The sequence below is a fragment of the Verrucosispora sp. ts21 genome, assembly GCF_002879555.1.
In the GTDB taxonomy this organism is placed as follows: Bacteria; Actinomycetota; Actinomycetes; order Mycobacteriales; family Micromonosporaceae; genus Micromonospora; species Micromonospora gifhornensis.
In genome coordinates this window covers 1-21001 of the sequence record NZ_PNOZ01000076.1, presented here as the reverse complement: position 1 = coordinate 21001, position 21001 = coordinate 1, and the positions used below count along the sequence as shown (strand labels likewise).

The window sequence follows — 21001 nt, the reverse complement described above, 5'->3', positions numbered from 1 at the left end:
CGTCTCGGCCGGGGCCGGTGCGACCGGGTGGCGGTGCGGGCGGTGGAGGTGATGTCACGCCCGAACCGAGCTCAGGATGGCGACTCCGGCGACTGCTGGTCACCGTGATCAGCGTGATCGGCATGGTCGGCGTCGGCGTGGTTGGTGTTCGGGCGGTCGAGTGGGGGTAGCCGGGCCACCAGCTTGGTCATGGCGCCGTTGGCGAAGGTGGCACCGAGGGCGGAGCCGGTGGCGATCGTCCAACCGACCGGGCCGAGCGGGGTGCACCCGAAGAACTGACTCACCCCGGGCGTCTGCACCACCGCGGCCAGCACGCCGAACGACACGGCGGTGGAGGCGAGCACGGTCGGGCTGGTGCCGCCGGCCAGTACGGTCTGCCCGAGCTGCGTACCGACCAGGGAGACCAGGGCGACGGTGCCGGCGCGTCGGCGGCGGCCGGTGTAGCGGGCCAACGTCCAACCGGCGGTCGCGCCCAGCATGGTGGCGGCCGCGCGCAGTCCGATCTCCTTGGTCATGGTCTGGCCGAGCGAGCGGTCGGGCCCTTCGCGCAGCATGCCGTCGGCGTGGTCGGCGGCGGGTGGGCGGACGGCGATGGCCATTGCGGGGGCCATGTCGGTGAGCAGGTTGACCAGGAGCAGTTGGCGGCCGTTGAGGGCGGCCTGCCCGGTGGCGGCGGCGGTCAGCACGCTGAACGCGATCTCGCCTAGGTTGCCGCCGACCAGGATGCTCAGCGCGTGACGTACCGAGGACCACATCGCGCGGCCCTCGACCAGGGTGGCGATGATGGTTTCCAACCGGTCGTCGGTGACGACCAGGTCGGCGGCGGCCCGGGCCGCGGGGGTGCCGCGTTGGCCGAGGGCGATGCCCACGTCGGCGAGCCGGATGGCGGGTGCGTCGTTGGCGCCGTCGCCGGTCATCGCCACGGTCCGCCCGCGTTTCTGCAACGCCTGGATGATGCGGACCTTGTGGGTCGGGGTGCAGCGGGCCACCACGTCGGTCGCGGCGAGCCGGTCGGCGAGGGCGTCGTCGTCGAGTTCGTCGAGTTCGGTGGCGGTGACGACGCGCTGGGCTTCGCCATGGCTGATGGTGGCGGCGATCGCCTCGGCGGTCGCCGGATGGTCACCGGTGATCATGATGGTGTGGACGCCGGCCTGCCGGATCCGGCGGACGGCCGGTGCGGCGCTGTCCCGTACTCCGTCGGCGATCGTGAGGAAGCCGGTGAAGGTCAGGTCGGCGACGTCGTCGTCGGTGATGTCGGGGTCGTCGACGAAGCGTTCGGCGATGGCGAGGACGCGGTGTCCCGCCCCGGCGCGTTCGCCGAGTTGCCGGTGCAGGTCGGTGCGGCCGGCGTCGTCGAGCGGCTCGTCGTGCCCGCCGGTCCGGCGGGCGGCGCATCGGGGCAGCACCTTCTCGGGCGCGCCCTTGACGCTCAACAGCATCCGGCCCTGGGTTTCGCCGACGGTGGCGTGGTAGCCGCGGGAGGGTTCGAACGGCAGACCGCCTGCCGCCCGCCAGCCCGGAGCCGAGTCCTGTTCGTGCACCCCGGCGGCGCGTGCGCCGCGCAGCACCGCGCGGTCGGTCTGCATGGACAACTCTTCCGGGTCGTCGGCGGTGGGGGTGGCGCGTAAGGCCGCCGCGAGGGCACGCCGCAGCCGGTCGTCGAGTTGTTCCGTCGAGGCGTACCCGTCCGCGTCGCCGACGCCGGCGAGCAGCAGATGTCCCTCGGTGAGGGTGCCGGTCTTGTCGAAGCAGAGCACGTCGACCCGACCCAGCGCCTCGATGGTGCGCGGGTTGCGGACCAGCGCGCCGTGCCCGGCGAGGCGTCGTGCGGCGGCCAGCTGGGCCGCGCTGACCAGGAACGGCAGTCCTTCGGGCACCGAGGCCACGGCCAGGTTCGCGGCGGTCGCGGCGGTCTGACCCAGGGGTACGCCGCGCAGCAGCCCGGCACCGACCACCGCCACCGCCGAACCGGCGGCCAGGGGGATCGCGGCACGTGTCAGGTTGCCCAGCCGGGCTTCGACCCCGCTGGCCGGTGGTGCCTGCCGGGCCAGGGCGAGGCTGCGGCCGGCTTCGGTGTCGGCGCCGGTGGCCACCACCACGGCGGTGCCCTGTCCGGCGGCGATCGTGGTGCCCTCGTAGAGCATCGATCGTCGTTCGGCGACGGCCGCGGCGACTACCGGCTGGTCGTTCTTGCTGACCGGCAGCGACTCGCCGGTCAGGGAGGACTCGTCGGCCTCCAGGCCGACGGAGTCCAGCACCCGGCAGTCGGCGGGCACGGCGTCGCCGGATTCGAGCACGATCACATCACCGGGTACGAGGTCGTCGGCGGGCACCATCCGTTCGGTGCCGGCTCGGCGGACCCGGGCGGTCACCGCTGAGCGGGACAGCAGTTGGGACAGGGCCTTCTCGGTGTTGCGCTGGTGCACGGCGCCGACGAGCGCGGAGCCGCCGACGACTCCACCGACCAGGGCCGCGTCGACAAGGGAACCGAAGCTGGCGGAGAGCGCCGCGCCGGTGACCAGGATCGGCGTGAGCGGGTTGACCAGTTCGTCGGCGAAGGCGCGGAGCAGCCCGCCGCGCCCGCCCGCCTCGCCGGGGCTGCTGGCCTGGCGGCGTTCGGCCTCGCTGTCGGTCAGCCCGTCGGGGCTGCTGCCGAGTTGTTGCAGGACGGTCGGCACCGGCATCAGGTGCCAGGCGGTGATGGCGGGGGCGGGGGTTTCGGCGTGCTCGGAGAGCCGGGTGGCCCGCCACACGCCGTGGCCGAAGGCCAGCGCCGCCGCGCCGTTGACCGCGGAGAGGGTACGGACGGGCAGGACGGCACGGTCGGCGGTGAGTGCGCTAAGTGCGCCGAGACCGGTACCGGCCAGGCCGACGCGCATGTTCTGCACGGTCATCCGGCGGGCCACCCCGGCCGCCTCGATGATCAGTGCGGCGATCCGCAGGTCGGTGCCGATGAGCAGGTGCGCACCCCACGGTGGCAGCGCCTCCGGCTCGGCGACGCCCAGGCCGCAGTCCGCAGCGGCGAGCGCCGCCCGGTCGCCGGATACGAGCATCACCATGGCGCCTTCGCGTTGCAGCACACGGATCGATGCGGCCAGCTGGTCCTCGCCGGGCAGCAGCGCGTCGGCGAAGGCGTGTCGCTGGGCGTCGCCGCCGGCCACGATGATCCGCAGTCCGGCCTGCCGGGCGACGGCCGGCAGGCTGTCGACGCCCGGTGCGGGTTCCGGATCGACCCGGAGCACGGCCGCCAGGGTGCCGCCCTGGGCGAGGCCGAGCAGGTTTCCGCCACGTTCGCGCAGCCGGCGGCTGTCGTCGGTGTCGCCGGGGTCGTGCACGTCGAGTTGGTCGAGGGGGCCGAGTTGCCAGCCGTCGCTTCGGCGTAGCTCGCCCGGAGCGTCCGGATCGAACAGGGCGAAGGCCCGCGCGGCCACCTGGGAGGTGTCGGCGCCGGGCAGCGGGGCCAGGTCGGCCAGTACGCCCCGGTCGGTGCCGAGCACCCGGGTGTCCAGCACCAGGGTGTCGATCCGGTCGAGTTCGCGGAGCACGCTTCGGTCCATGGCGATGACGCCGCGCTTGGCGAGGATCCAGCCGAGCTGGGCACCGTACCCTTCACGACCGCTGCCGGGTGCCTTCGGCAGCGCGGACAGGCCCAGCGCGGCGGCGCGTTTCGGGCCGATCACCGGTGCCGCCGCGGCGAAGGCCGCCACCCCGCCGCCGAGCATCCGGGTCTTGTACCTGTCGACGGTGCTGTCCGGCTTCGGGCAGGGCCGCTCACCGTCGGGCGTACGGGCGACGGCGCGTTCCGGTTCCCCGGTGAGTCGAGGTTCCGCCTTCTCCCAGGCGCGCAGTTGGGCCAGCCCTTCGCCCCACTGCACGATCCGCTGCGCCCCGTCGAGCACGATGCCCGTCCAGCCACCGGCGAGGCCCTGCACCACCGCCTCGGCGAGCGGGAACAGCAGGTCAGCGCGGGGGTCGCTGCGGATGCCGAGTCCGGCGAGGGCGTGCAGCCTGGGGTGCAGGTCGACGGCGCCGAGCAGGCCGGCGACCTCGGCGGGGATCGGCGTGATGGGCAGGATGCGGGTGGCCGCGGAGATGGTCAGACCGAGGGCGTCGGAGGCGAGCGCGCCGAGCGTACGGGCGGTTCGTGGCCCTTCCTCGGGTGGTTGCGGCGGGGGGATGTCCGGGTCGGGTTCGTGCGGGCAGGTGCGTTCGGTGCGGGCGATGGTGGCGATGAGTTCGCGGACCTTCGGTCCGGGTGTGTCGACGGCGACGATGACCCGGCCCGAGGGGGCGTTGACGCGGGCCCATTGCACGCCGGGCATTCGTTGCAGCGCCGTTTCGACCTGGCGGGCGAGGACGTCGCCGCCGTCCTGGCAGACGCCGTGCACCTCGATGTGGTGGCGTCCCGGCCGGGACCAGACCCGGCGGCTGCTGAGCCCGATCGTGCGGGCCAGCCGGGTGACGGCTGCGCCGGCGTCGCGGGCGACATCGTTCACCAGCGGCACGTCGACAGGTGGCCGGAGGCGGCGGACGAGGCCGCCGAGGGACGTCATCGACGCGTGGCACGGATCGGGTGCCTGGTCAGCTTCCCGCTGCTTCTGCCGTACCGCATCTCGCCTCCTACCGGTCGTGCCCGGCGGCCTGGCTTCCCGGCGGGGCGTCCGTTATGCCCGTCCGGGTGGGGGAAGTTTTCCCGTTCGGGTGGGCCTGAGCCGGTTCGGTGGGTGGAATGCCGGATGACGGCGGGGTGTGGGGAGGGTCGGGATGAGTGCGGGCCGGTCGTGTCCGGCGGTGATCGGCTGCCGATGGCTTTCCTGACGCTGCTGCCGCTGGCGGTGGTCATGGTCGCCGGCACCCAGTTGGTGGCGGCGGTCTTCTTCGCCTCCTCCGACCGGCCGCAGGCCGTGTCGCTGGGCTACCTGGCGGGTGCGGCGATCGTGGTGGGTGGCGGTACGACGCTCGCCTGGTCGGCGCTGCGGCTGTTCCGGATCCGGTTGTCGACCGGCAGTGAACGTGGTGCCGTGGAGCGGAACATCGACTGGCTCGTCCTCGGGCTGCTGGTGGTGCTGGCGGTCGTGGTCTACCTGCTTCGCCACCATGGACCGCCCGGCTGGATGGGTCGGCTCCAACACGCCAGCCCCGGGTACGCGTTCCGGGTCGGCGTGCTGCTCTTCCTGGCGAATCCGACCGACGGCCTGACGATGATCGCGGTCGGGGCCGCCGCGGCACGACGTGATGAGGCCTGGTGGCATCTGCTGCCGTTCGTGCTGCTCACCTTGACCCTGCTGGCCCTGCCGTTGCTGGCTCTGCTGCTGCTCGGGCACCGGGCCGAGGTGGTGCTGCCCAGGATCAGGAAGTGGGCGGACACCCACTCGTGGATCGTCAGCGAGGCGGTGATCGCGATCTTCTTCGCGATCACCGTTGTCGACCTGGTGCGGTGAGTCGGACGTTCACCCGAATGAGGGACGGTGCCGGAGACGACACGTGTCGCCGTACGCCCGCCCTAGGGTCGAATCATGCTCACGTTCGTCACCACAAGCATCCTGTACGTCTGCGGGTTCATCTTCCTGTACGGGGTGATCCGGCTCGCCGTCCGGCATGCCCTTGAGGACGTCGAGATGCGGCGCGTGCAGGCCCAACGGGCGGAGGAGATGGCCGCGGCCCGGGACCGGGCGCTGCTTCAGAAGCACGGCTTCCTCAGCAACAACGGCTGACGGCTCGGCCGCGGTCCGGCTCGGGTGATTCGGTCGGCTGCCTGCGGTGTGACCTGCGGCGGATGCGACGATCTCAGCTGTGATGGGAACGTTGAAGACCGAGCCTGCCCGTACCCGCCCCGACCTGCTTGCCGCGCCGGTGGCCGCCGCGCTCGCCGCCTGGCCGACCGACGCCTCGGTGGAGGTCGACTCGGTGCTTGTCGCGCCGATCGATGCCGACCTCGCCGACACCGCCGAGTTCTGCGCCGCGTACGAGGTGGGGCTGGACGAGTCGGCGAACTGCGTGGTGGTCGCCGGCAAGCGTGAGGGCGTGATCCGCTACGCGGCCTGCCTGGTGCTCGCCACCACCCGGGCCGACGTCAACGGGGTGGCCCGGCGGGCCCTGGACGTCCGCAAGGCCAGCTTCGCGCCGATGACCGACGCGGTCGAGTTGACCGGCATGGAGTACGGCGGGATCACCCCGATCGGTCTGCCGGCGCAGTGGCCGATCCTGATCGACGCGCGCGTGGTCGCCACCCCGTACGTCATAGTCGGATCGGGCGTACGGCACAGCAAGATCGCGCTGCCCGGGGCGGCGTTGGCCGCCCTGCCGAACGCGCGGGTGGTGGAGGACCTGGCCAAGCCGGCCTAGCTGCTGATCGCCGTCGATGTTGTTGCACGTGAAACATCGCCGACGGCTCAGCCGTCGGCGGCCTCGCGTCGCTCCACCTCGGCGAGGGCGGCCAGCAGCGTGGCCGGCTCCTGAGCGCCCGCGACCACGTACTTGCCGGCGAGCACGAAGGTGGGCACGCTTGTCACCCCGATCTGGTGGGCGGCGGCCAGTTCGTCGGTGAGTTCGGCGACTCCCGCCTCGGAGTCGAGGAACCGGCGGGCCTCGGCGCCGTCCAGGCCGACCTCGGCGGCGACGGCGGCGAGCACCTCCGCGGAACCGATGTCGACGCCGTCGGTGAAGTGGGCGCGGTGCAGCGCCTCGACCATCTCAGCGCCGTGACCCCGCTCGTCGGCCCAGCCGATCAGCCGGTGCGCGTCGAAGGTGTTTGCCGCGATCGCCCGCTCGAAGTGGAAATCCAGCCCGATGGTTGCACCGATCTCGGTGACCTGGGAGACCATCGGACCGACGCGATTCGGCCCGCCGAACTTCTCGGCCAGCGCCGTCAACAGCGGCCGGGGCTCGGTCACCGGCGTCGGGTCGAGCTGGAAGGGGCGCTGCCGGACGGTGACCTTGCCGTCGTACGAGGCCAGGGCCAGGTCGAGTCGCCGCCGGCCGATCCAGCACCAGGGGCAGACCACGTCGGCGTAGATGTCGATCTCCATAACCGGCGTCAACTCGCCGACCCGGCGATCTGTTCCCGCACCTGCCGCTTGAGCCGACCCAGGATGGCGGTGCCGCCACGCACCCGCAGCGGACTGATCGCCTGCGCGAGACCCATCCGCTGATACAGGTCGTCCGGCACGGCGAGCACCTGCTCAGGGCTGGCCCCGGCCAGCCCTTCGGCGAGGATGCCGGCGAACGCCCGCGTGGTCGGCGCCTCCGGCGGGCAGTCGAACAGGGTGCGCACCGTGCCCTCGGGCGTCACCTCGGCGCGCAGGAAGAACGACGTCTGGCACTCCGGCACCTGCTCCATGCCCTCGTGGCCCTCCTGCCCGGCGGGCAGCGGCGGCACCGCGTCGGAGTACTCCAGCAGCATCTCCAGCACCACGTCACGCGGGGCGGCGGCGAACTCGTCCACGATCTCGGCCAGCTTGCTCGGCATCTCGGGCATCCCGCCAGGCTACCGGCGTGCCACCCTCACAGCGTCGGGGCTTGCTCGCTGATCTGCCCGAGGGCGGACTGCGGGTCGAACTGCACGGCCAGGTCACCGAGGGAGACGATGCCGACCAGCTTGCGTTCGGCGTCGCAGACCAGCACCCGGCGTACGCCCCGTTCGCGCATCAGCGCCGCCGCGTCACCGGGGGAGCAGTTCTGCTCGATCATCACCACCTCGCGGGTGGTGATCGAGCCGATCGTCGTGCTGGTGGGGTCGCTGTTGGCGGCGACCGCCCGGACCACGATGTCGCGGTCGGTGAGCAGACCGGCGAGGGTGGCGCCTTCGGTGACGACGACGTCACCGATGTCGGCCTCCTTCATCACCCGGGCCGCCTCGTCGAGGGTGGTCTCCGCCGGCAGGTAGATGACCTGTCGGGTCATCACGTCGGCGACGCGGTAGTCGGACATGAGAGCCTCCATGCAACGTTTTCGGCCGATCGGAATGCGGTACCCCGTTCTCCGGCGACTACACCCCATTCGGCGCAAGGCTCACCGCTGCGTCGCAGGCGTCAGCTGGGCGAGCAGGTCAGGCACCGGCAGTTCGACGCGCTCGCCGGTGGCCCGATCACGCAGTTCGACGTACCCGTCGGCGAGACGGCGGCCGACCACGACGGTGCGTGGGATGCCGATCAGCTCGGCGTCGGTGAACTTCACCCCGGCCGAGACGCCGACCCGGTCGTCCACGAGCACCCGCAGGCCGGCCGCGGACAGCTGCGCGCCGAGGTCCACGGCCGCGTCGAGCTGCGGGCCCTTGCCCGCAGCCACCAGGTGTACGTCGCACGGCGCGACAGACGTCGGCCAGACCAGTCCCCGCTCGTCGTGGTGCTGTTCGGCGATGGCCGCCACCGCCCGGGACACCCCGATGCCGTAGCAGCCCATGGTGAGTCGCACCGGCTTGCCCTGCGGGCCGAGCACGTCGACGGCGAAGGCATCGGTGTAGCGGCGGCCGAGTTGGAAGATGTGCCCGATCTCGATGCCCCGGCGCATCGTCAGCCGGCCCTGCGCACAGGCCGGGCAGGGGTCGCCGGGACGCACCTCGGCGGCCTCGACCGTGCCGTCGGGGGTGAAGTCCCGACCGCACACCACGTTCGTGGCGTGCCGGCCCGGTTCGTTGGCACCGGTCAGCCAGGCCGTCCCCGCCACGACCCGGGGATCGACCAGGTAACGGAGACCGAGCTTGTCGAGCACCTGCGGCCCGATGTAGCCGCGGACAAGTTCCGGATGGGCGTCCCAGCCGTCGAAGATGTCCACGGTGGCCGGTGACAGCGCGGCGGCCAGCCGCTTCAGGTCCACCTCCCGGTCGCCGGGCACCCCGACGACAAGCAGTTCGGTCTCCTCGACACCCGGGCGGCGTACGGTCAGCACCACGTTCTTCAGGGTGTCGGCGGCCGTCCAGTCGGTCCGACCGGCGAGCGCCCGCTCGTTGGCCAGAGCGACCAGACTGGCGATCGTCGGCGTCTCCGGGGTGTCGTGCACCTCGACGGCCGGTTGCCGAAGCGGATCGCCGGCCGGTGGCACGGGCGTGGTGACCGCCTCGGTGTTGGCCGCATGGTCACAGTCGGTGCAGCCGACGTAGGTGTCCTCCCCGACCGCTGCGGTGGCCAGGAACTCCTCCGACGCGGAACCGCCCATCGCCCCCGACACGGCGTGCACCACGGTGTAGTCCAGGCCGAGTCGGTCGAAGATCTTCTGGTACGCCGCGCGGTGCCGGCCGTACGCCGCCCGCAGGCCCTCGTCGTCCAGGTCGAAGGAGTACGCGTCCTTCATCAGGAACTCGCGCCCACGCAGCAGACCGGCGCGGGGACGGGCCTCGTCGCGGAACTTGGTCTGGATCTGGAACAGCGTCACCGGAAGATCCCGGTACGAGGTGAACAGGTCCTTCACCAGCAACGCGGCCATCTCCTCGTGGGTCGGCGCGAGCAGGTGCTCGGCACCGCGCCGGTCGGCCAGGGTGAAGATGTCGTCGCCGTACTCCGTCCACCGCCCGCTGGTGCGGTACGGCTCGGCCGGCAGCAGCGCCGGGAAGTGCACCTCCTGGCCACCGATCTCGGCCATCTCGGCCCGCACGATCTCGCTGACCCGGTCCAGGACCAGCTTGCCCAGTGGCAGCCAGGTGTAGCCGCCCGGCGCGGCCCGCCGCAGGTAGCCGGCGCGCAGCAGCAGCCGATGACTCGGCACCTCCGCGTCGGCCGGGTCGTCGCGCAGGGTCCGGAGCAGCGTGGTGGACATCCGCAACAGCATTGCCGCAGGGTACGACCGCAGGGCCGGTGTCGGCGAACGCATTGCGCATCAGCGGTCGTTCGGTGGCTCGCTCAACCCGGCCCGGTGCGCGATCACCGCCAGCGCCGTACGGTCCCGGGCGTTCAGCTTGGCCAGCAGTCGACTCACGTAGGTGCGCGCGGTCGCGGGACTGATGAACAGCGCCCGGCCGATCTCGTCGTTCGTCTCGCCCAACCCGACCCGGGCCAGCACGGCCCGCTCCCGCTCGGTCAGTACGGCCAGCCGGGGATCGGGACGGGCCGGGCGGGGTGCGGCGGCGAGCCGTTCCATCACCCGGCGGGTGACCGTGGGCGACAACAGGTTCCCGCCCGCCGCCGTGGTCAGCACCGCCCGGCGCAACTCATCCGAGGGGGTGTCCTTCAGCAGGTAGCCGGCGGCGCCGAGGCTCACCGCCTCGATGATGTCCTCGTCGTCGTCGAATGTGGTGAGGATCAGCACCCGGGTCGCGGCCAGCCCGGCGTCGGCCCGGATCGCGGCGGTCGCGGCCAGGCCGTCCAGCACCGGCATCCGGATGTCCATGAGTACGACATCCGGCCGAAGCTGGCGGGCGAGCCGGAGCCCGGACCGCCCGTCGGCAGCCTCCCCGACCACGTCGATCTGCGGATCGGCCGACAGCAGGGTACGGATGCCGGCCCGGACGAGATCCTGGTCGTCGACGATCAGCACGCTGGTCATGCCGGCCCGACCAGCGGAAGTTCGGCGTGAACGGCGAAACCGCCCGGCACCGGGTTGGCGGTGAGTCGACCGCCCAGGCTCTCGGCCCGCTCCCGCATCCCGGCGATGCCGTGCCCGATGCCTGGCTGTCCGGTGCCTGCCTTCGGTGCTTCCGCGTCGGTGCCGCTGTCGATGACCGACAGGATCAGACGGTCCTCGTCCTGGCGTACCCGGATCTCGACCCGGCTGCCGGCGGAGTGCCGTACCACGTTGGTGATCGCCTCCTGCACGATCCGGAACGCGGCGGCCTCGACCGGACCGGGGACGGGCGTGTCGAGGTCGACCCGGACGTCGACGTCGAAGCCGGCGGCGCCGGCCGCTTGGGTGACCGCGTCGAGGTTGGCCAGCGAGACGACCGTGCGAGGCCGGTCGTCCGGCGAGCGCAGCAGCGTCACCGTACGCCGCAGGTCGACCATGCTGCGGCCGGCCGCCGACCGGATCAACTCCAGCGCCGAGCGGGCGGCATCCTCGTCGCGGCCCAACGCCTCCCGTGCGACGTCGGCGTGCAGGGCGATCACCGACACGGTGTGCCCGAGAGAGTCGTGCAGGTCCCGGGCGACGGCCATCCGTTCGTGCTGAATGCGGGTCTGCGCCTCCTGTTGGTAACGCGCGGCGGTCAGTTCGGCGATCCGACGGGCGTCCGCCTGCGCCGCCCGCCGGGACCGCACGCTGTCGCCGAGAGCGATCGCCGCCCCCATCAACAGGACGTGCCCGGCCAACTCGTAGCCGACCACGAAGGCGAAGTCCTGCCCTTCGGCGAGCCGGAAGACCACCGAGACCACGGTGACCACCACGGCGGCGCTGACGGCGGCGGCGAGCCGCCCGTACTCGGCGGCGGAGAAGAGGGCGGCGGCGACCGGCACGGCCAACCCGATCGCCGGGTAGCCGACGGCGTAGTAGGCGAACAGGCCCAGCACCGTCACGGCGAGCACCAGCACCGGGTAGCGGCGACGGGCCAGCATCAGCGCCCCGAGACCGAAGGCCCACAGGTACGCGACCCGCTCCGGCCCGTGCCGGCCACCCTCGTTGGCGCTGATCACGATCGAGACGATGGCGGTGACACCCACCCCGAGCAGCACGTCGACGACCCAGGGGCGGAACGCCTGCTCCCTCGCAAGACCGGCCACGAACTCAGCGTACGGCGCTGAGCAGGCACGTCGGGGTCGTCAGAAGGCGACCCGAACAGTCGCCCACCGACGTACCCACCCCACCCCCACCCCCGCCACGCTTGAAAGGAAGGGCACCTTGTTAACGCCTCGTGTAGAGGAAGGGCCCCCTATTAACAACGCGAGGGAGTTGCCGCCATGAGCACCGCACAGCCTGTTCCGCAGCGTCGGACGGCACTCGGGCTTCCGTGGCCCGCCCTGCTCGGGCTCGCGCTGCTCGGGCTGCCTCGGGTGGTGCTGCACGATCTGGGGTTGGTGCACGAGGGCACCTTCGTCAACTTGCTGCTGGTGGTCGTACCGCCGATGGTCTGGATTGTGACCGCGGTGGTGCGGCGGGTGCCCAACCCCTTCCTCACCCTGCTCGTCCTCGGCCTGATCTACGGCGTGCTGTTGGCACTGACCCACCAGGTGCTCTGGGACGCTGCGTTCGACACGCCGCCGACTCTCGGCGGCAATCTCAGCGATCTCGCCCCCGGCACGCAGGAAGTCATCATCCGGGTCTTCGCGGCCATCAGCAGCGTCTTCACCGGCGTCCTGGTCGGCGCGGTGAGCGGCCTGATCGCCTGGCCCCTGGCCCGCCGCGGGCAGTGATCGCCAGACGTCGTCACCCGGTGGTCCCTGGTCGGAGCCACCGGGTGACAACGTGATGCTGCGTCGCTACGCATGCGGCAGTCGGGTGCGGCGTCGCTATGCGTGCGGCAGTCGGGTGCGGCGTCGGGCCAGGAGCAGCAGGATGCCGCCAACCGCCAGCATGGCGAGACCGGCGCCGGTGATCAGCCCGGCCCGCGGACCGGTGACCGGCAGACCACCTCCACCCCCGCCATCGTCCTTGGGGAATGCGGCGACCACGACGGCGAAACCGTCCTGGTTGTCGCTGACATCCACATCGGCTGCCGGTACGGCAACGGCGTTCGCCGGCAGTCCGGTCCGCTTGGCAGCGGAGCGGGCGTCCGCCCGCTCGGTCAAACCCTCGACCTGGACCAGGCCATCTTTCAACGTGACAGGTGCCCTGGTGTCGGCCGGCACCTCAATCACCATGGTCAACTCGACAGCTGAGTAGCGTTGCTCATTGTGGTTCTCCTCCTCCGGGGGTACGAGCGCGAGCCTGTCGTAGGTGCAGACCGCCGTCCGTCCGTCGCTGTCGATCACACACGATTCGTCCTGGTAGATGAACGTAACGCCCTTGGGCAGGCGGATCGTGACCTTGAGGCCGCTGACCGCCTTCCGGCCGTGGTTGGCGACCAGGTACTGCAACCCGCCCGCCTCTCCCGGGTTCAACGGCCCATGAGGATCGGGTCCGATCGGGCCTGCATGGATGGGCACCGACTGGTCCACGTCCCACGCGATCACCGACAGGTCGGCTTCGGGGCTGTCGACCACGTTGAATGTGAACCGCTTGCTGATTTCGGCAGGGTTGTTCTCAGTCCAGGACATGCCGGCCGAGACACCGAACTCTCCTTCGAAGGGCTCCTTGGTATTTGTGCTGACGGTGATGAGGAGGGGAATCTCCACGGTTCCGCCGGGGGCCGGAACGAAGTGGGGGTATTCGCCCAAATAGATATGGCACCCCCAAGCTCCCCAGTCACCGTCGCATTCGCCGGTTCCACCCGCCCACTCCACGGTGGCCATGAGGCCTCTTACGTCGGGGAAGTACCACTCTGGCCCGAAGCCGCCGACAGAGAAGGAGATCACATTCGGTGCTTCATCGGTCAGGTTGGTCATCCTGAGGGAGATCTTCTTTTTCAAGGTTCCCAGCGAGACCGTCGTGCTGGACAGATCGAAGGTGAATTTCGCGTCTGGCTCGACCGCCGAGGCGGGACTCGCGGGAACAGCCAGCCCGGTAAGGAGGAGCAGTGTGGCGGCAGCTGCTCGCAACAGCCATCGACGACGATCAGAGGCCACAGCAGGACCCTTCGGGTAGCGGACAGCGTGGCTGGAGACACTATTCGTGCTGGATTCGCGGCGCTATCCCTCGATCATGCAGAGCGCGCGACACGGAAACCGACATCGTCGACCGTAAACGTCGGATGGCTGCGACGGCGTACCGAGGCGCGGCAGCTCCACTGCTCGTCGAACCAACCGCCGCCACGCAGCACCCGGTAGCTGCCGTACACCTCGGCGTCGTAGACGTCCCAGCACCAGTTCCACACGTTGCCCAACATGTCGTACAGGCCCCAGGCGTTGGGCTGCTTGCCACCAACCTCGTGGACCCGCTCGGCGGAGTTGCCGCGATACCAGGCGATGTCGTCCAACGGCCCGTAACGAGGGGCCGGTCGTGCCGGCACGGCAGGCGTACTCCCACTCGGCCTCGGTCGGCAGCCGGTACCCGTCGGCGTCGACGTCCCAGTCGACCTGGTCGCCGTGCAGCAGGTACGCCGGTGTCAGGCCCTTCCGCTGGGACAGGGCGTTGCAGAAGCGGATCGCATCCCACCAGGAGACGCTCTCGACGGGAAGCCGATCGCCGGCTGCCGCGCTGGGTCGCTCGCCGGTGACCTGCGCGTACTGCTCCTGGGTGACCGGGACCGCAGCGATCTCGTACGGCTGGAGTCGTACCGACCAACGCCGCTCGGTACGCCGGTCCGACAGCGTCACCTGCCCGGCCGCGATGGAGATCATGGCAAGCTCCGCCGTCACGAACAGCGAGCGTACTCGAATTGGGCAGCCGATGACCTCCGCCACGATCCGGCCTCAGGGGCAGCCGGGGACGCCTCCCTGGTGCCAGACTCTCCGACGTTAAGCAGGGGCCCTTCCTATACCGCAGGCGTTAACAAGGGGCCCTTCCTTACTCCGCCAAAGGAGCAGCAGTGGTGCGCTGGCGTAGTTACGTCGCGGTCGGGGACAGCTTCACCGAAGGTCTGGACGATCCGTATCCGGACGGCAGCTTCCGGGGCTGGGCTGATCTGGTCGCCACCCGGCTCGCCGCCGAAGCCGGCCCCGATTTCCAGTACGCCAACCTCGCCATCCGGGGGCGGACGTTCGCGAGCGTGGTTGCCGAGCAGGTGCCCATGGCGTTGGCGATGAAGCCCGACCTGATCAGCTTCGCCGCCGGGGGCAACGACGTGTTGCGTCGTACCTTCGACCCGGATGCCCTGGCCGACCGCTTCGACAAGGTGGTGGGTCGGCTGCGCGCGGACGGGGCCGACGTGGTGCTGTTCCGGTTCGCCGACGTGACGCCCCGGCTGCCCGGAAAGGGACTCATCGGGCCTCGGCTCGCCGTGGTCAACCGTGCGGTCGGCGAGACCGCCGAGCGGCACGGCGCGATTGTGGTCGACCTGTACGCCGACGACACCTACCTGAACCCGACGCTGTGGAGCACCGACCGGCTGCACCTGTCTCCGGCCGGTCACCGCCGGGCCGCCGGCCAGGTGCTCGCCGCCCTCGGCGTCGGCTGCGACGAACAGTGGCTGCTCGTACCGCCGCACCCCGAACCGACACCCTGGTTGTCCGCCCGCGCGGCCGACCTGCGCTGGGCCGGACAGTACCTGGCCCCCTGGATCAAGCGCCGGATCACCGGCCGCTCGTCCGGCGACACCCTGACCGCCAAACGCCCCCTACTCGGCACCCTTCCGCCGCAGCCACCCCGCTGACCAGGAAGCCGTCAGCACGACGACCTCCTGGTCAGGCGGGGACGCCACGGCCGCTAGGCGTGCGGCAGGCGGTGCCGACGTCGGGCGAGCAGCAGCATGAGGCTGCCGCCCGCGAGCAGGACGAGACCGGTTCCGGCGATCAGCGTGGTCTGCGACCCGGTGATCGGCAAGCTGCCGCCGCCACCGCTGCCGCCGTCGTCGTCCCCGCCGCTGCGGGGCGCGGCGACCACGACGGAGAAGCCGTCCTGGTTGTCGCTGGCATCCACGTCCGCCGCCGGTACGGCGACAGCGTTCGCCGGCAGCTTGGTACGCACCAGGTCGGACTTGGCGACGACCTCCTCGGTCAGACCCTCGACCTGCACGGTCCCGCCCTGCAACGTGACGGGCGCCTTGGTGCCGGCCGGCACGGTCAGCAGGTTGTGCAACTCGACGGCGGAGTGGACGTCGTCCCTGGGGTCGGTGTCCTCAGCGGCCGGGACGAGCGCGAGCGTGTCGTAGGTGCAGACCGCCGACCTCTTGTCGTCGTCGATCGCGCACTCCTCGGGCGGCGCGGTGAAGGCGACGCCCTCGGGCAGGCCCAGGGTGACCTTGACCCCGCTGACCGCCTTCCGGCCCTGGTTGACGATCTGGTAGCGCACGGCGGCCGTCTCGCCCGGGTTCAGCGGCCCGGTCGCTTCGAGCTTGCCGTCCGCATCGACGCGCACCGACTGCTTCACGTCCGGTGCGAGCACCGACAGGTCAGCCTCGGCATCGTCGACGATCGTCAGCGGGAAGGTCTTCTCGACGTCGGGTGACCGCTCGTCCGCCCAGTACGCGTGGACGGTGACCACGAAGCTGCCTTCGTACGGCTCGTCCTTCACGCGGACACGGATGTCGAGCGGGATCTCCGTCGTCTCGCCGGGCCCCGGTATCAACCCCTCATGTGCAGGGGCGGCGATGTAGCAGTAGAACTGTTCGGGCTCGCCGTCGCACTCACCGGTGTCGACGCGCGGGTCGGGCCACTGGACGGCGGCCTTCTCCCAGGAGTCCGAATCGGTGGGGCGGACGTTGAACTGCCACGCGGTCGGGGTCTCGTCAGTCGTCAGGTTGGTGAATCTCAGATGGATTCTCTTCGTTTCGACCCCCAGCGGAGCCGTCGTACTGGTCAGATCGAAGTCGAACTTCGGCTCCGGGTCCACCGCAGCGGCGGGACCGGCGGGGAGAGCCGTACCGGCAAGGACGAGCAACGTGGCGGCCACCGTTCGTGACAGCCAGCGACGACCAACAGCCACAGCAGAACCTTCCAGGTGATCGGCCAGTGTTTGTTGTCGACGATATTCGCGGTGGCCTCGTCGCGCTGTCCCGTCAGTGGAGCGTGCCACCCGGCAGCCCGTAACTGGGTACCTTGGGGATCATGCCTGTGCCGAGTGATCCCGATCCCCGACTCCAGTCCTACGCCGACCCGCAGCGGCTGGTCACCACCGAGTGGCTGGCCGAGCACCTGCACGACGAGGGCCTGGTCGTCGTCGAATCGGACGAGGATGTGCTGCTCTACGACACCGGGCACATTCCCGGTGCGGTGAAGGTCGACTGGCACCTGGAGTTGAACGACCAGGTGACCCGCGACTATCTGGACGCCGAACGGTTCGCCGAACTCTGCGCCGCCAAGGGCATCGGCCGGGACGACACTGTCGTCTTCTACGGCGACAACTTCAACTGGTGGGCCGCGTACGCCCTCTGGGTTTTCACGCTTTTCGGTCACCCGGACGTGCGTCTGCTCGACGGCGGGCGGCAGAAGTGGATCGCCGAGGGCCGGGAGTTGACCCGCGACAGGCCCAACCGGCCGCGGGCGCAGTACCCGGTGCCGCAGCGCGACGATGCGCCGGTGCGGGCGTTCCGCGAGGAGGTGGCGGCGCACGTCGCGGCGGGCCGCCCGCTTGTCGACGTGCGTTCGCCGGGTGAGTACACCGGCGACATGCTGCACATGCCGGACTACCCGCAGGAGGGTGCGCTGCGCGGTGGGCACATCCCGGGTGCGGTGAGCAAGCCGTGGAAGTCCGCCGCCAACGACGACGGGACCTTCAAGTCGGCCGAGGAACTGCGCGCCATCTACGCCGACCAGCTCGGGCTGAGCCCCGACGACGACGTGATCGCGTACTGCCGGATCGGGGAGCGTTCCAGCCACACCTGGTTCGTGCTGCGCCACCTGCTCGGCTACCCGCAGGTCCGCAACTACGACGGCTCCTGGACCGAATGGGGCAACCTGGTTCGCGCTCCCGTCGTGAAGGGCCCGAACCCGACCTGATCCGCTGAGTCGATCATGAAGTTGCCCGCACCCGGCAACTTCATGATCGATCGTCCTGTCGCGCTGTCCGGTAGCTGGATGGTGAAGGCCAGCCGTGACCGGCGGGGGTGGATTTGTCCTCTGGGCTGGGGCGGCGTGCCGTCCTGCGAGGGTTTTCCGCAGCGCCGCGGGGCCGCCGTTCCCGGCAGGCGGACTGGCGGGTAACCAAGCGTGCCCCCCGTCATCGGCCTGGGTCTACGCTTGCCCGGTGACGGTGGAGCAGCGGGCCCGCGGCGCGAACAGCGGGGCCACGGGGGCGGGGCGGCGCCGGTCCCGCAAGGACGAGATCCTGGAGATCGCGGTGGGGTTGTTCGCCTCGCGCGGCTACCACGGTGTGTCGATGGACGACATCGGCGCGGCGGCCGGGGTGACCGGCCCGGCGCTCTACCACCACTTCGCCGGCAAGGAGGCGATGCTGGTCGCCGCGCTGGTGCCGGTGAGCGAAGGGCTGCTCGACGGCGGTCGGCAGCGCGCGGCCGCCCACCCCGGCGATCCCCGCGCCGTGCTGGAGTCGTTGATCGATTTTCATGTCGACTTCGCACTTGCCAATCCCGCCGTCATCGCGTTGCACCTGCACGAGCTGGACCGGCTGCCCGAGGAGCCCCGACGGCGCATCCGGCGTCTTCAGCGGCTCTACGTGGAGGAGTGGGTCACCGTGCTGACCGCACTGCACGCCGGGCTGCCCGACGGTGAGGCGCGGGTGCTGGCCCACGCCGCGTTCGGCCTGATGAACTCCACCCCGTTCCTCGGTGGCGAGGTCGATCGCCGCCGTCGGGCCGAGTTGCTGCGCGCCGCCACCCTCGCCGCGCTTCTCGCCCCCACCGGCCCCGCCTGAGCCGGCCGCGCCCTCAACCGGCTTCACCTGAGCCCGACACGCCTGTCCACCTGCGCCGACACGCGGGTTGAGCAGTGCTGGCGTGGGCGGTGAGTGACTCGCTTCCTTGCTCCATGGCGGCACGCCTGCCTAGCATGCTGTCCCACCATCTGGACGCTCGGAGGACGCATGATCGAGTCGTTGCTGGTCGCCAACCGGGGCGAGATCGCCCGCCGGATCATCCGTACCGCGCGGCGGCTCGGCGTACGCGCGATCGCGGTGCACTCGGAGGTCGACGCCGATCTGCCGTTCGTGCGCGAGGCCGATGAGGCGGTCTGCGTCGGTCCGGCCAACCCGGCACAGAGCTACCGCAACACCGAGGCGATCCTCGCCGCCGCCGCGTCGACCGGTGCACAGGCCATCCACCCCGGCTACGGCTTCCTGTCGGAGAACGCCGACTTCGCCCGTACCGTCGAGGCCAGCGGCCTGATCTGGGTCGGACCCGGCGCGGACGCGATCAGCGCGATGGGCGACAAGATCAATGCGCGGAACCTGATGGCCGCCGCCGGTGTTCCGGTGGCGCCCGGGACCACCGAGCCGGCGGCCGACCTGGCGGCGGCGCTGGCCGCGGCGGGCGAGATCGGCTACCCGGTCATGGTGAAGGCAGCCGCGGGCGGTGGCGGCATGGGCATGGGGGTGGCCGCCGACGAGGACGCGCTGCGCACCGAGTACGATAAGGTGCGCGCGTTCGCGGAGCGGATGTTCGGCGACGGTTCGGTGTTGATCGAGCGCTACTTCCCCCGGGTACGGCACGTCGAGGTGCAGATCCTCGGCCTGGCCGACGGTCGGGTGGTCGCCCTCGGTGAACGGGAGTGCTCGGTGCAGCGCCGCAACCAGAAGCTGGTCGAGGAGTCGCCCTCCCCGGCGGTCTCCCCGGAGCTGCGGGAACGCCTGCTCGCGGCGGCGGTACGGGCCGGCGAGGCGGTCGACTATCGCAACGCGGGAACTGTGGAATGCCTGCTGGTCCCGGGCACCGACGAGTTCTTCTTCCTGGAGATGAACACGCGCCTCCAGGTGGAGCACCCGGTCACCGAGCTGGTCTACGGCCTGGACCTGGTCGAGGAGCAACTGCGGGTGGCCGCCGGCCTGGCCCCCACCTTCGACCCGGACGCGCTCAGCCCGCGCGGCCACGCCATCGAGCTGCGGATCAACGCCGAGGACCCGAAGCGGTTCCTGCCCGGCCCTGGCGTGATCAAGACCTGGGTGGAGCCCACCGGCGAGGGCGTACGCGTCGACTCCGGCTACGTCGAGGGAAACACCGTGACCCCGTTCTACGACAGCCTGATGGCCAAGCTCGTCGTCTACGCCGACACCCGCCCCGAAGCGATCGCCCGCGCCCGCACCGCCGTGGCCGACTTCGCCCTGGCCGGCCCCAAGAACAACCTCCCCTTCTTCACCGAACTCCTGGACAACACCGAGTTCACCTCCGGCACCTACGACACCACCCTGATAACCCGCATGCGCTGACCCTGCTCACCCGCCGTCCGCCGGACCCGCAACCGTTGATCAAGAGGTTTGCGTCGGATCCGGGTGGATTCCAGACGCAAACTTCTTGATCAACGGGGCAGGTGGGTGGGGTGCCATGCTGGGAAGGAAGAGGAGATTCGGGTGGGCAGTGAGGTGGTTGAGATGAGGGAACTGCCGGGGGTCGTGTCCATCCGGGAGGTTGGGCCGCGCGACGGGCTGCAGAACGAGGAGCCGATCCCGACCGAGGCGAAGGTGCGGCTGCTCGACGCGCTGTCCCGCACCGGCGTACGGCGGATCGAGGCGGTGTCGTTCGTGCATCCCAAGGCGATTCCGCAGATGGCCGACGCCGACGAGGTGTGGCAGCGGGCCACGAAGGTCGACGGAGTCCGCTACTCGGCGCTGGTGCCGAACACGCGAGGCGCGCAGCGGGCCCTGGCCGCCGGGTTCACCGAGATCGAGGTGGTCGTCTCCGCCAGCGACACGCACAACCGGCGCAACGTCAATCGATCCACCGCCGAGTCGCTCGACGACATCGCCGAACTGATCGACCTGCTGCACGGTGCCAGCGCGCAGGCCGAGGTGATCATCGCGACCAGCTTCGGCTGCCCGTACGAGGGGGACATCGACCCGGCCCGGGTCGCGGACATCGTGGACCGGGTGGTCGCCGACGGCGCCGACCGCGTGGCCTTCGGCGACACCACTGGCATGGGTACGCCCCGACGGGTCCGTGACCTGCTCACCGCCGTACGCGACCGCAACGCGGACATCCCGGTGCTGCTGCACTTCCACAACACCCGGGGCACCGCCCTGGCCAACCTGTTGACCGCGTTGGAGTTCGGGGTGACCGAGTTCGACGCCAGCGTCGGCGGTCTCGGCGGCTGCCCGTACGCGCCGGGTGCCAGCGGAAACCTGGCCACCGAGGAGGCGGTGCACATGCTGCACGACATGGGCATCGACACCGGCATCGACCTCGATGCCCTGATCGGCGCCGCCAGACTCGCCGAAGACCTGACCGCCCGCCCCCTCCCCTCCGGCATCCTCCGCGCCGGCCCCCGCACCGCCCTAACCC

At 71.0% G+C, this 21001-nt stretch carries 18 protein-coding genes and 1 pseudogene; 9 read left to right on the top strand and 10 right to left on the bottom strand.

Annotated features, from left to right (window positions below):
• Nucleotides 1-71: 71 nt before the first annotated feature.
• Nucleotides 72-4553, bottom strand: a complete 4482-nt coding sequence (locus C1A38_RS25125) for a cation-translocating P-type ATPase (protein WP_102660183.1) — start codon at nucleotides 4551-4553, stop codon at nucleotides 72-74.
• Between the two features lie 252 nt (nucleotides 4554-4805).
• Here C1A38_RS25125 and C1A38_RS25120 point away from each other — a divergent pair, with 252 nt between their 5' ends.
• From C1A38_RS25120 to C1A38_RS25110, 3 genes are all read left to right on the top strand, one after another.
• Complete coding sequence (locus C1A38_RS25120) at nucleotides 4806-5441, top strand: GAP family protein (RefSeq protein ID WP_233197007.1); 636 nt, start codon at nucleotides 4806-4808, stop codon at nucleotides 5439-5441.
• Nucleotides 5442-5516: 75 nt separating this feature from the next.
• The gene (locus tag C1A38_RS25115; protein ID WP_102660181.1) at nucleotides 5517-5714 is read left to right on the top strand and encodes a hypothetical protein; all 198 of its coding nucleotides are present in this window, start codon (nucleotides 5517-5519) and stop codon (nucleotides 5712-5714) included.
• An 82-nt stretch (nucleotides 5715-5796) separates the two neighbouring features.
• Nucleotides 5797-6345, top strand: a complete 549-nt coding sequence (locus tag C1A38_RS25110) for a YbaK/EbsC family protein (protein WP_102660180.1) — start codon at nucleotides 5797-5799, stop codon at nucleotides 6343-6345.
• A 47-nt stretch (nucleotides 6346-6392) separates the two neighbouring features.
• On the opposite strand, the gene C1A38_RS25105 is transcribed toward C1A38_RS25110, so the two are convergent.
• The 6 genes from C1A38_RS25105 to C1A38_RS25080 all read right to left on the bottom strand — a co-directional run bounded on the left by C1A38_RS25105 (nucleotide 6393) and on the right by C1A38_RS25080 (nucleotide 11642).
• Complete coding sequence (locus tag C1A38_RS25105; RefSeq protein ID WP_102660179.1) at nucleotides 6393-7028, bottom strand: DsbA family oxidoreductase; 636 nt, start codon at nucleotides 7026-7028, stop codon at nucleotides 6393-6395.
• An 8-nt stretch (nucleotides 7029-7036) separates the two neighbouring features.
• The gene (locus tag C1A38_RS25100) at nucleotides 7037-7477 is read right to left on the bottom strand and encodes a SufE family protein (protein WP_013730729.1); all 441 of its coding nucleotides are present in this window, start codon (nucleotides 7475-7477) and stop codon (nucleotides 7037-7039) included.
• 26 nt (nucleotides 7478-7503) lie between these two features.
• Nucleotides 7504-7929, bottom strand: coding sequence for a CBS domain-containing protein (locus tag C1A38_RS25095; RefSeq protein WP_102660178.1), 426 nt, complete (start codon nucleotides 7927-7929; stop codon nucleotides 7504-7506).
• Between the two features lie 81 nt (nucleotides 7930-8010).
• Nucleotides 8011-9762: a proline--tRNA ligase gene (locus tag C1A38_RS25090; protein ID WP_102660177.1), complete on the bottom strand. Its 1752-nt coding sequence runs from the start codon at nucleotides 9760-9762 to the stop codon at nucleotides 8011-8013.
• 48 nt (nucleotides 9763-9810) lie between these two features.
• On the bottom strand, nucleotides 9811-10476 hold the full coding sequence (locus C1A38_RS25085; RefSeq protein WP_102660176.1) for a response regulator: 666 nt from the start codon (nucleotides 10474-10476) through the stop codon (nucleotides 9811-9813).
• A complete protein-coding gene (locus C1A38_RS25080) occupies nucleotides 10473-11642 on the bottom strand; it encodes a sensor histidine kinase (protein ID WP_102660175.1) in 1170 nt (389 codons plus the stop codon). The genes C1A38_RS25085 and C1A38_RS25080 overlap by 4 nt, the downstream gene beginning before the upstream one ends.
• Nucleotides 11643-11819: 177 nt before the next feature.
• Between C1A38_RS25080 and C1A38_RS25075 the strand changes: the two genes are divergently transcribed.
• Nucleotides 11820-12272, top strand: a complete 453-nt coding sequence (locus tag C1A38_RS25075; protein WP_102660174.1) for a hypothetical protein — start codon at nucleotides 11820-11822, stop codon at nucleotides 12270-12272.
• Between the two features lie 96 nt (nucleotides 12273-12368).
• Here the strand turns inward: C1A38_RS25075 and C1A38_RS25070 are convergent, their stop codons facing one another.
• Both C1A38_RS25070 and C1A38_RS25065 read right to left on the bottom strand, forming a co-directional pair.
• The gene (locus tag C1A38_RS25070) at nucleotides 12369-13583 is read right to left on the bottom strand and encodes a hypothetical protein (RefSeq protein WP_146017630.1); all 1215 of its coding nucleotides are present in this window, start codon (nucleotides 13581-13583) and stop codon (nucleotides 12369-12371) included.
• 74 nt (nucleotides 13584-13657) lie between these two features.
• A pseudogene (locus C1A38_RS25065) lies at nucleotides 13658-14297 on the bottom strand (formylglycine-generating enzyme family protein).
• A 191-nt stretch (nucleotides 14298-14488) separates the two neighbouring features.
• Between C1A38_RS25065 and C1A38_RS25060 the strand changes: the two are divergent.
• Complete coding sequence (locus C1A38_RS25060) at nucleotides 14489-15268, top strand: SGNH/GDSL hydrolase family protein (RefSeq protein WP_102660189.1); 780 nt, start codon at nucleotides 14489-14491, stop codon at nucleotides 15266-15268.
• Between the two features lie 53 nt (nucleotides 15269-15321).
• On the opposite strand, the gene C1A38_RS30990 is transcribed toward C1A38_RS25060, so the two are convergent.
• Nucleotides 15322-16539, bottom strand: coding sequence for an LPXTG cell wall anchor domain-containing protein (locus C1A38_RS30990; RefSeq protein ID WP_146017629.1), 1218 nt, complete (start codon nucleotides 16537-16539; stop codon nucleotides 15322-15324).
• Between the two features lie 122 nt (nucleotides 16540-16661).
• Between C1A38_RS30990 and C1A38_RS25050 the strand changes: the two genes are divergently transcribed.
• The 4 genes from C1A38_RS25050 to C1A38_RS25035 all read left to right on the top strand — a co-directional run.
• A complete protein-coding gene (locus C1A38_RS25050; RefSeq protein ID WP_102660172.1) occupies nucleotides 16662-17552 on the top strand; it encodes a sulfurtransferase in 891 nt (296 codons plus the stop codon).
• A 247-nt stretch (nucleotides 17553-17799) separates the two neighbouring features.
• Nucleotides 17800-18426 (top strand): TetR/AcrR family transcriptional regulator, encoded by a 627-nt coding sequence (locus C1A38_RS25045; RefSeq protein WP_102660171.1) that lies wholly within the window; start codon nucleotides 17800-17802, stop codon nucleotides 18424-18426.
• 168 nt (nucleotides 18427-18594) lie between these two features.
• Entirely contained in the window at nucleotides 18595-19932 is a 1338-nt protein-coding gene (locus C1A38_RS25040; protein ID WP_102660170.1) for an acetyl-CoA carboxylase biotin carboxylase subunit, read from the top strand.
• 162 nt (nucleotides 19933-20094) lie between these two features.
• Nucleotides 20095-21001 (top strand): hydroxymethylglutaryl-CoA lyase (locus tag C1A38_RS25035; protein WP_102660169.1); only part of this gene is annotated, 907 nt, incomplete at its 3' end.

Bases quoted from the DNA above. Each gene is read 5' to 3' on its own strand.
- C1A38_RS25100 (WP_013730729.1), bottom strand. From the start codon at position 7,477: ATGCCCGAGATGCCGAGCAAGCTGGCCGAGATCGTGGACGAGTTCGCC.
- C1A38_RS25115 (WP_102660181.1), top strand. From the start codon at position 5,517: ATGCTCACGTTCGTCACCACAAGCATCCTGTACGTCTGCGGGTTCATC.
- C1A38_RS25085 (WP_102660176.1), bottom strand. From the start codon at position 10,476: ATGACCAGCGTGCTGATCGTCGACGACCAGGATCTCGTCCGGGCCGGC.
- C1A38_RS25095 (WP_102660178.1), bottom strand. From the start codon at position 7,929: ATGTCCGACTACCGCGTCGCCGACGTGATGACCCGACAGGTCATCTAC.
- C1A38_RS25075 (WP_102660174.1), top strand. From the start codon at position 11,820: ATGAGCACCGCACAGCCTGTTCCGCAGCGTCGGACGGCACTCGGGCTT.
- C1A38_RS25050 (WP_102660172.1), top strand. From the start codon at position 16,662: ATGCCTGTGCCGAGTGATCCCGATCCCCGACTCCAGTCCTACGCCGAC.
- C1A38_RS25120 (WP_233197007.1), top strand. From the start codon at position 4,806: ATGGCTTTCCTGACGCTGCTGCCGCTGGCGGTGGTCATGGTCGCCGGC.
- C1A38_RS25090 (WP_102660177.1), bottom strand. From the start codon at position 9,762: ATGCTGTTGCGGATGTCCACCACGCTGCTCCGGACCCTGCGCGACGAC.
- C1A38_RS25125 (WP_102660183.1), bottom strand. From the start codon at position 4,553: ATGACGTCCCTCGGCGGCCTCGTCCGCCGCCTCCGGCCACCTGTCGAC.
- C1A38_RS25105 (WP_102660179.1), bottom strand. From the start codon at position 7,028: ATGGAGATCGACATCTACGCCGACGTGGTCTGCCCCTGGTGCTGGATC.
- C1A38_RS25040 (WP_102660170.1), top strand. From the start codon at position 18,595: ATGATCGAGTCGTTGCTGGTCGCCAACCGGGGCGAGATCGCCCGCCGG.
- C1A38_RS25110 (WP_102660180.1), top strand. From the start codon at position 5,797: ATGGGAACGTTGAAGACCGAGCCTGCCCGTACCCGCCCCGACCTGCTT.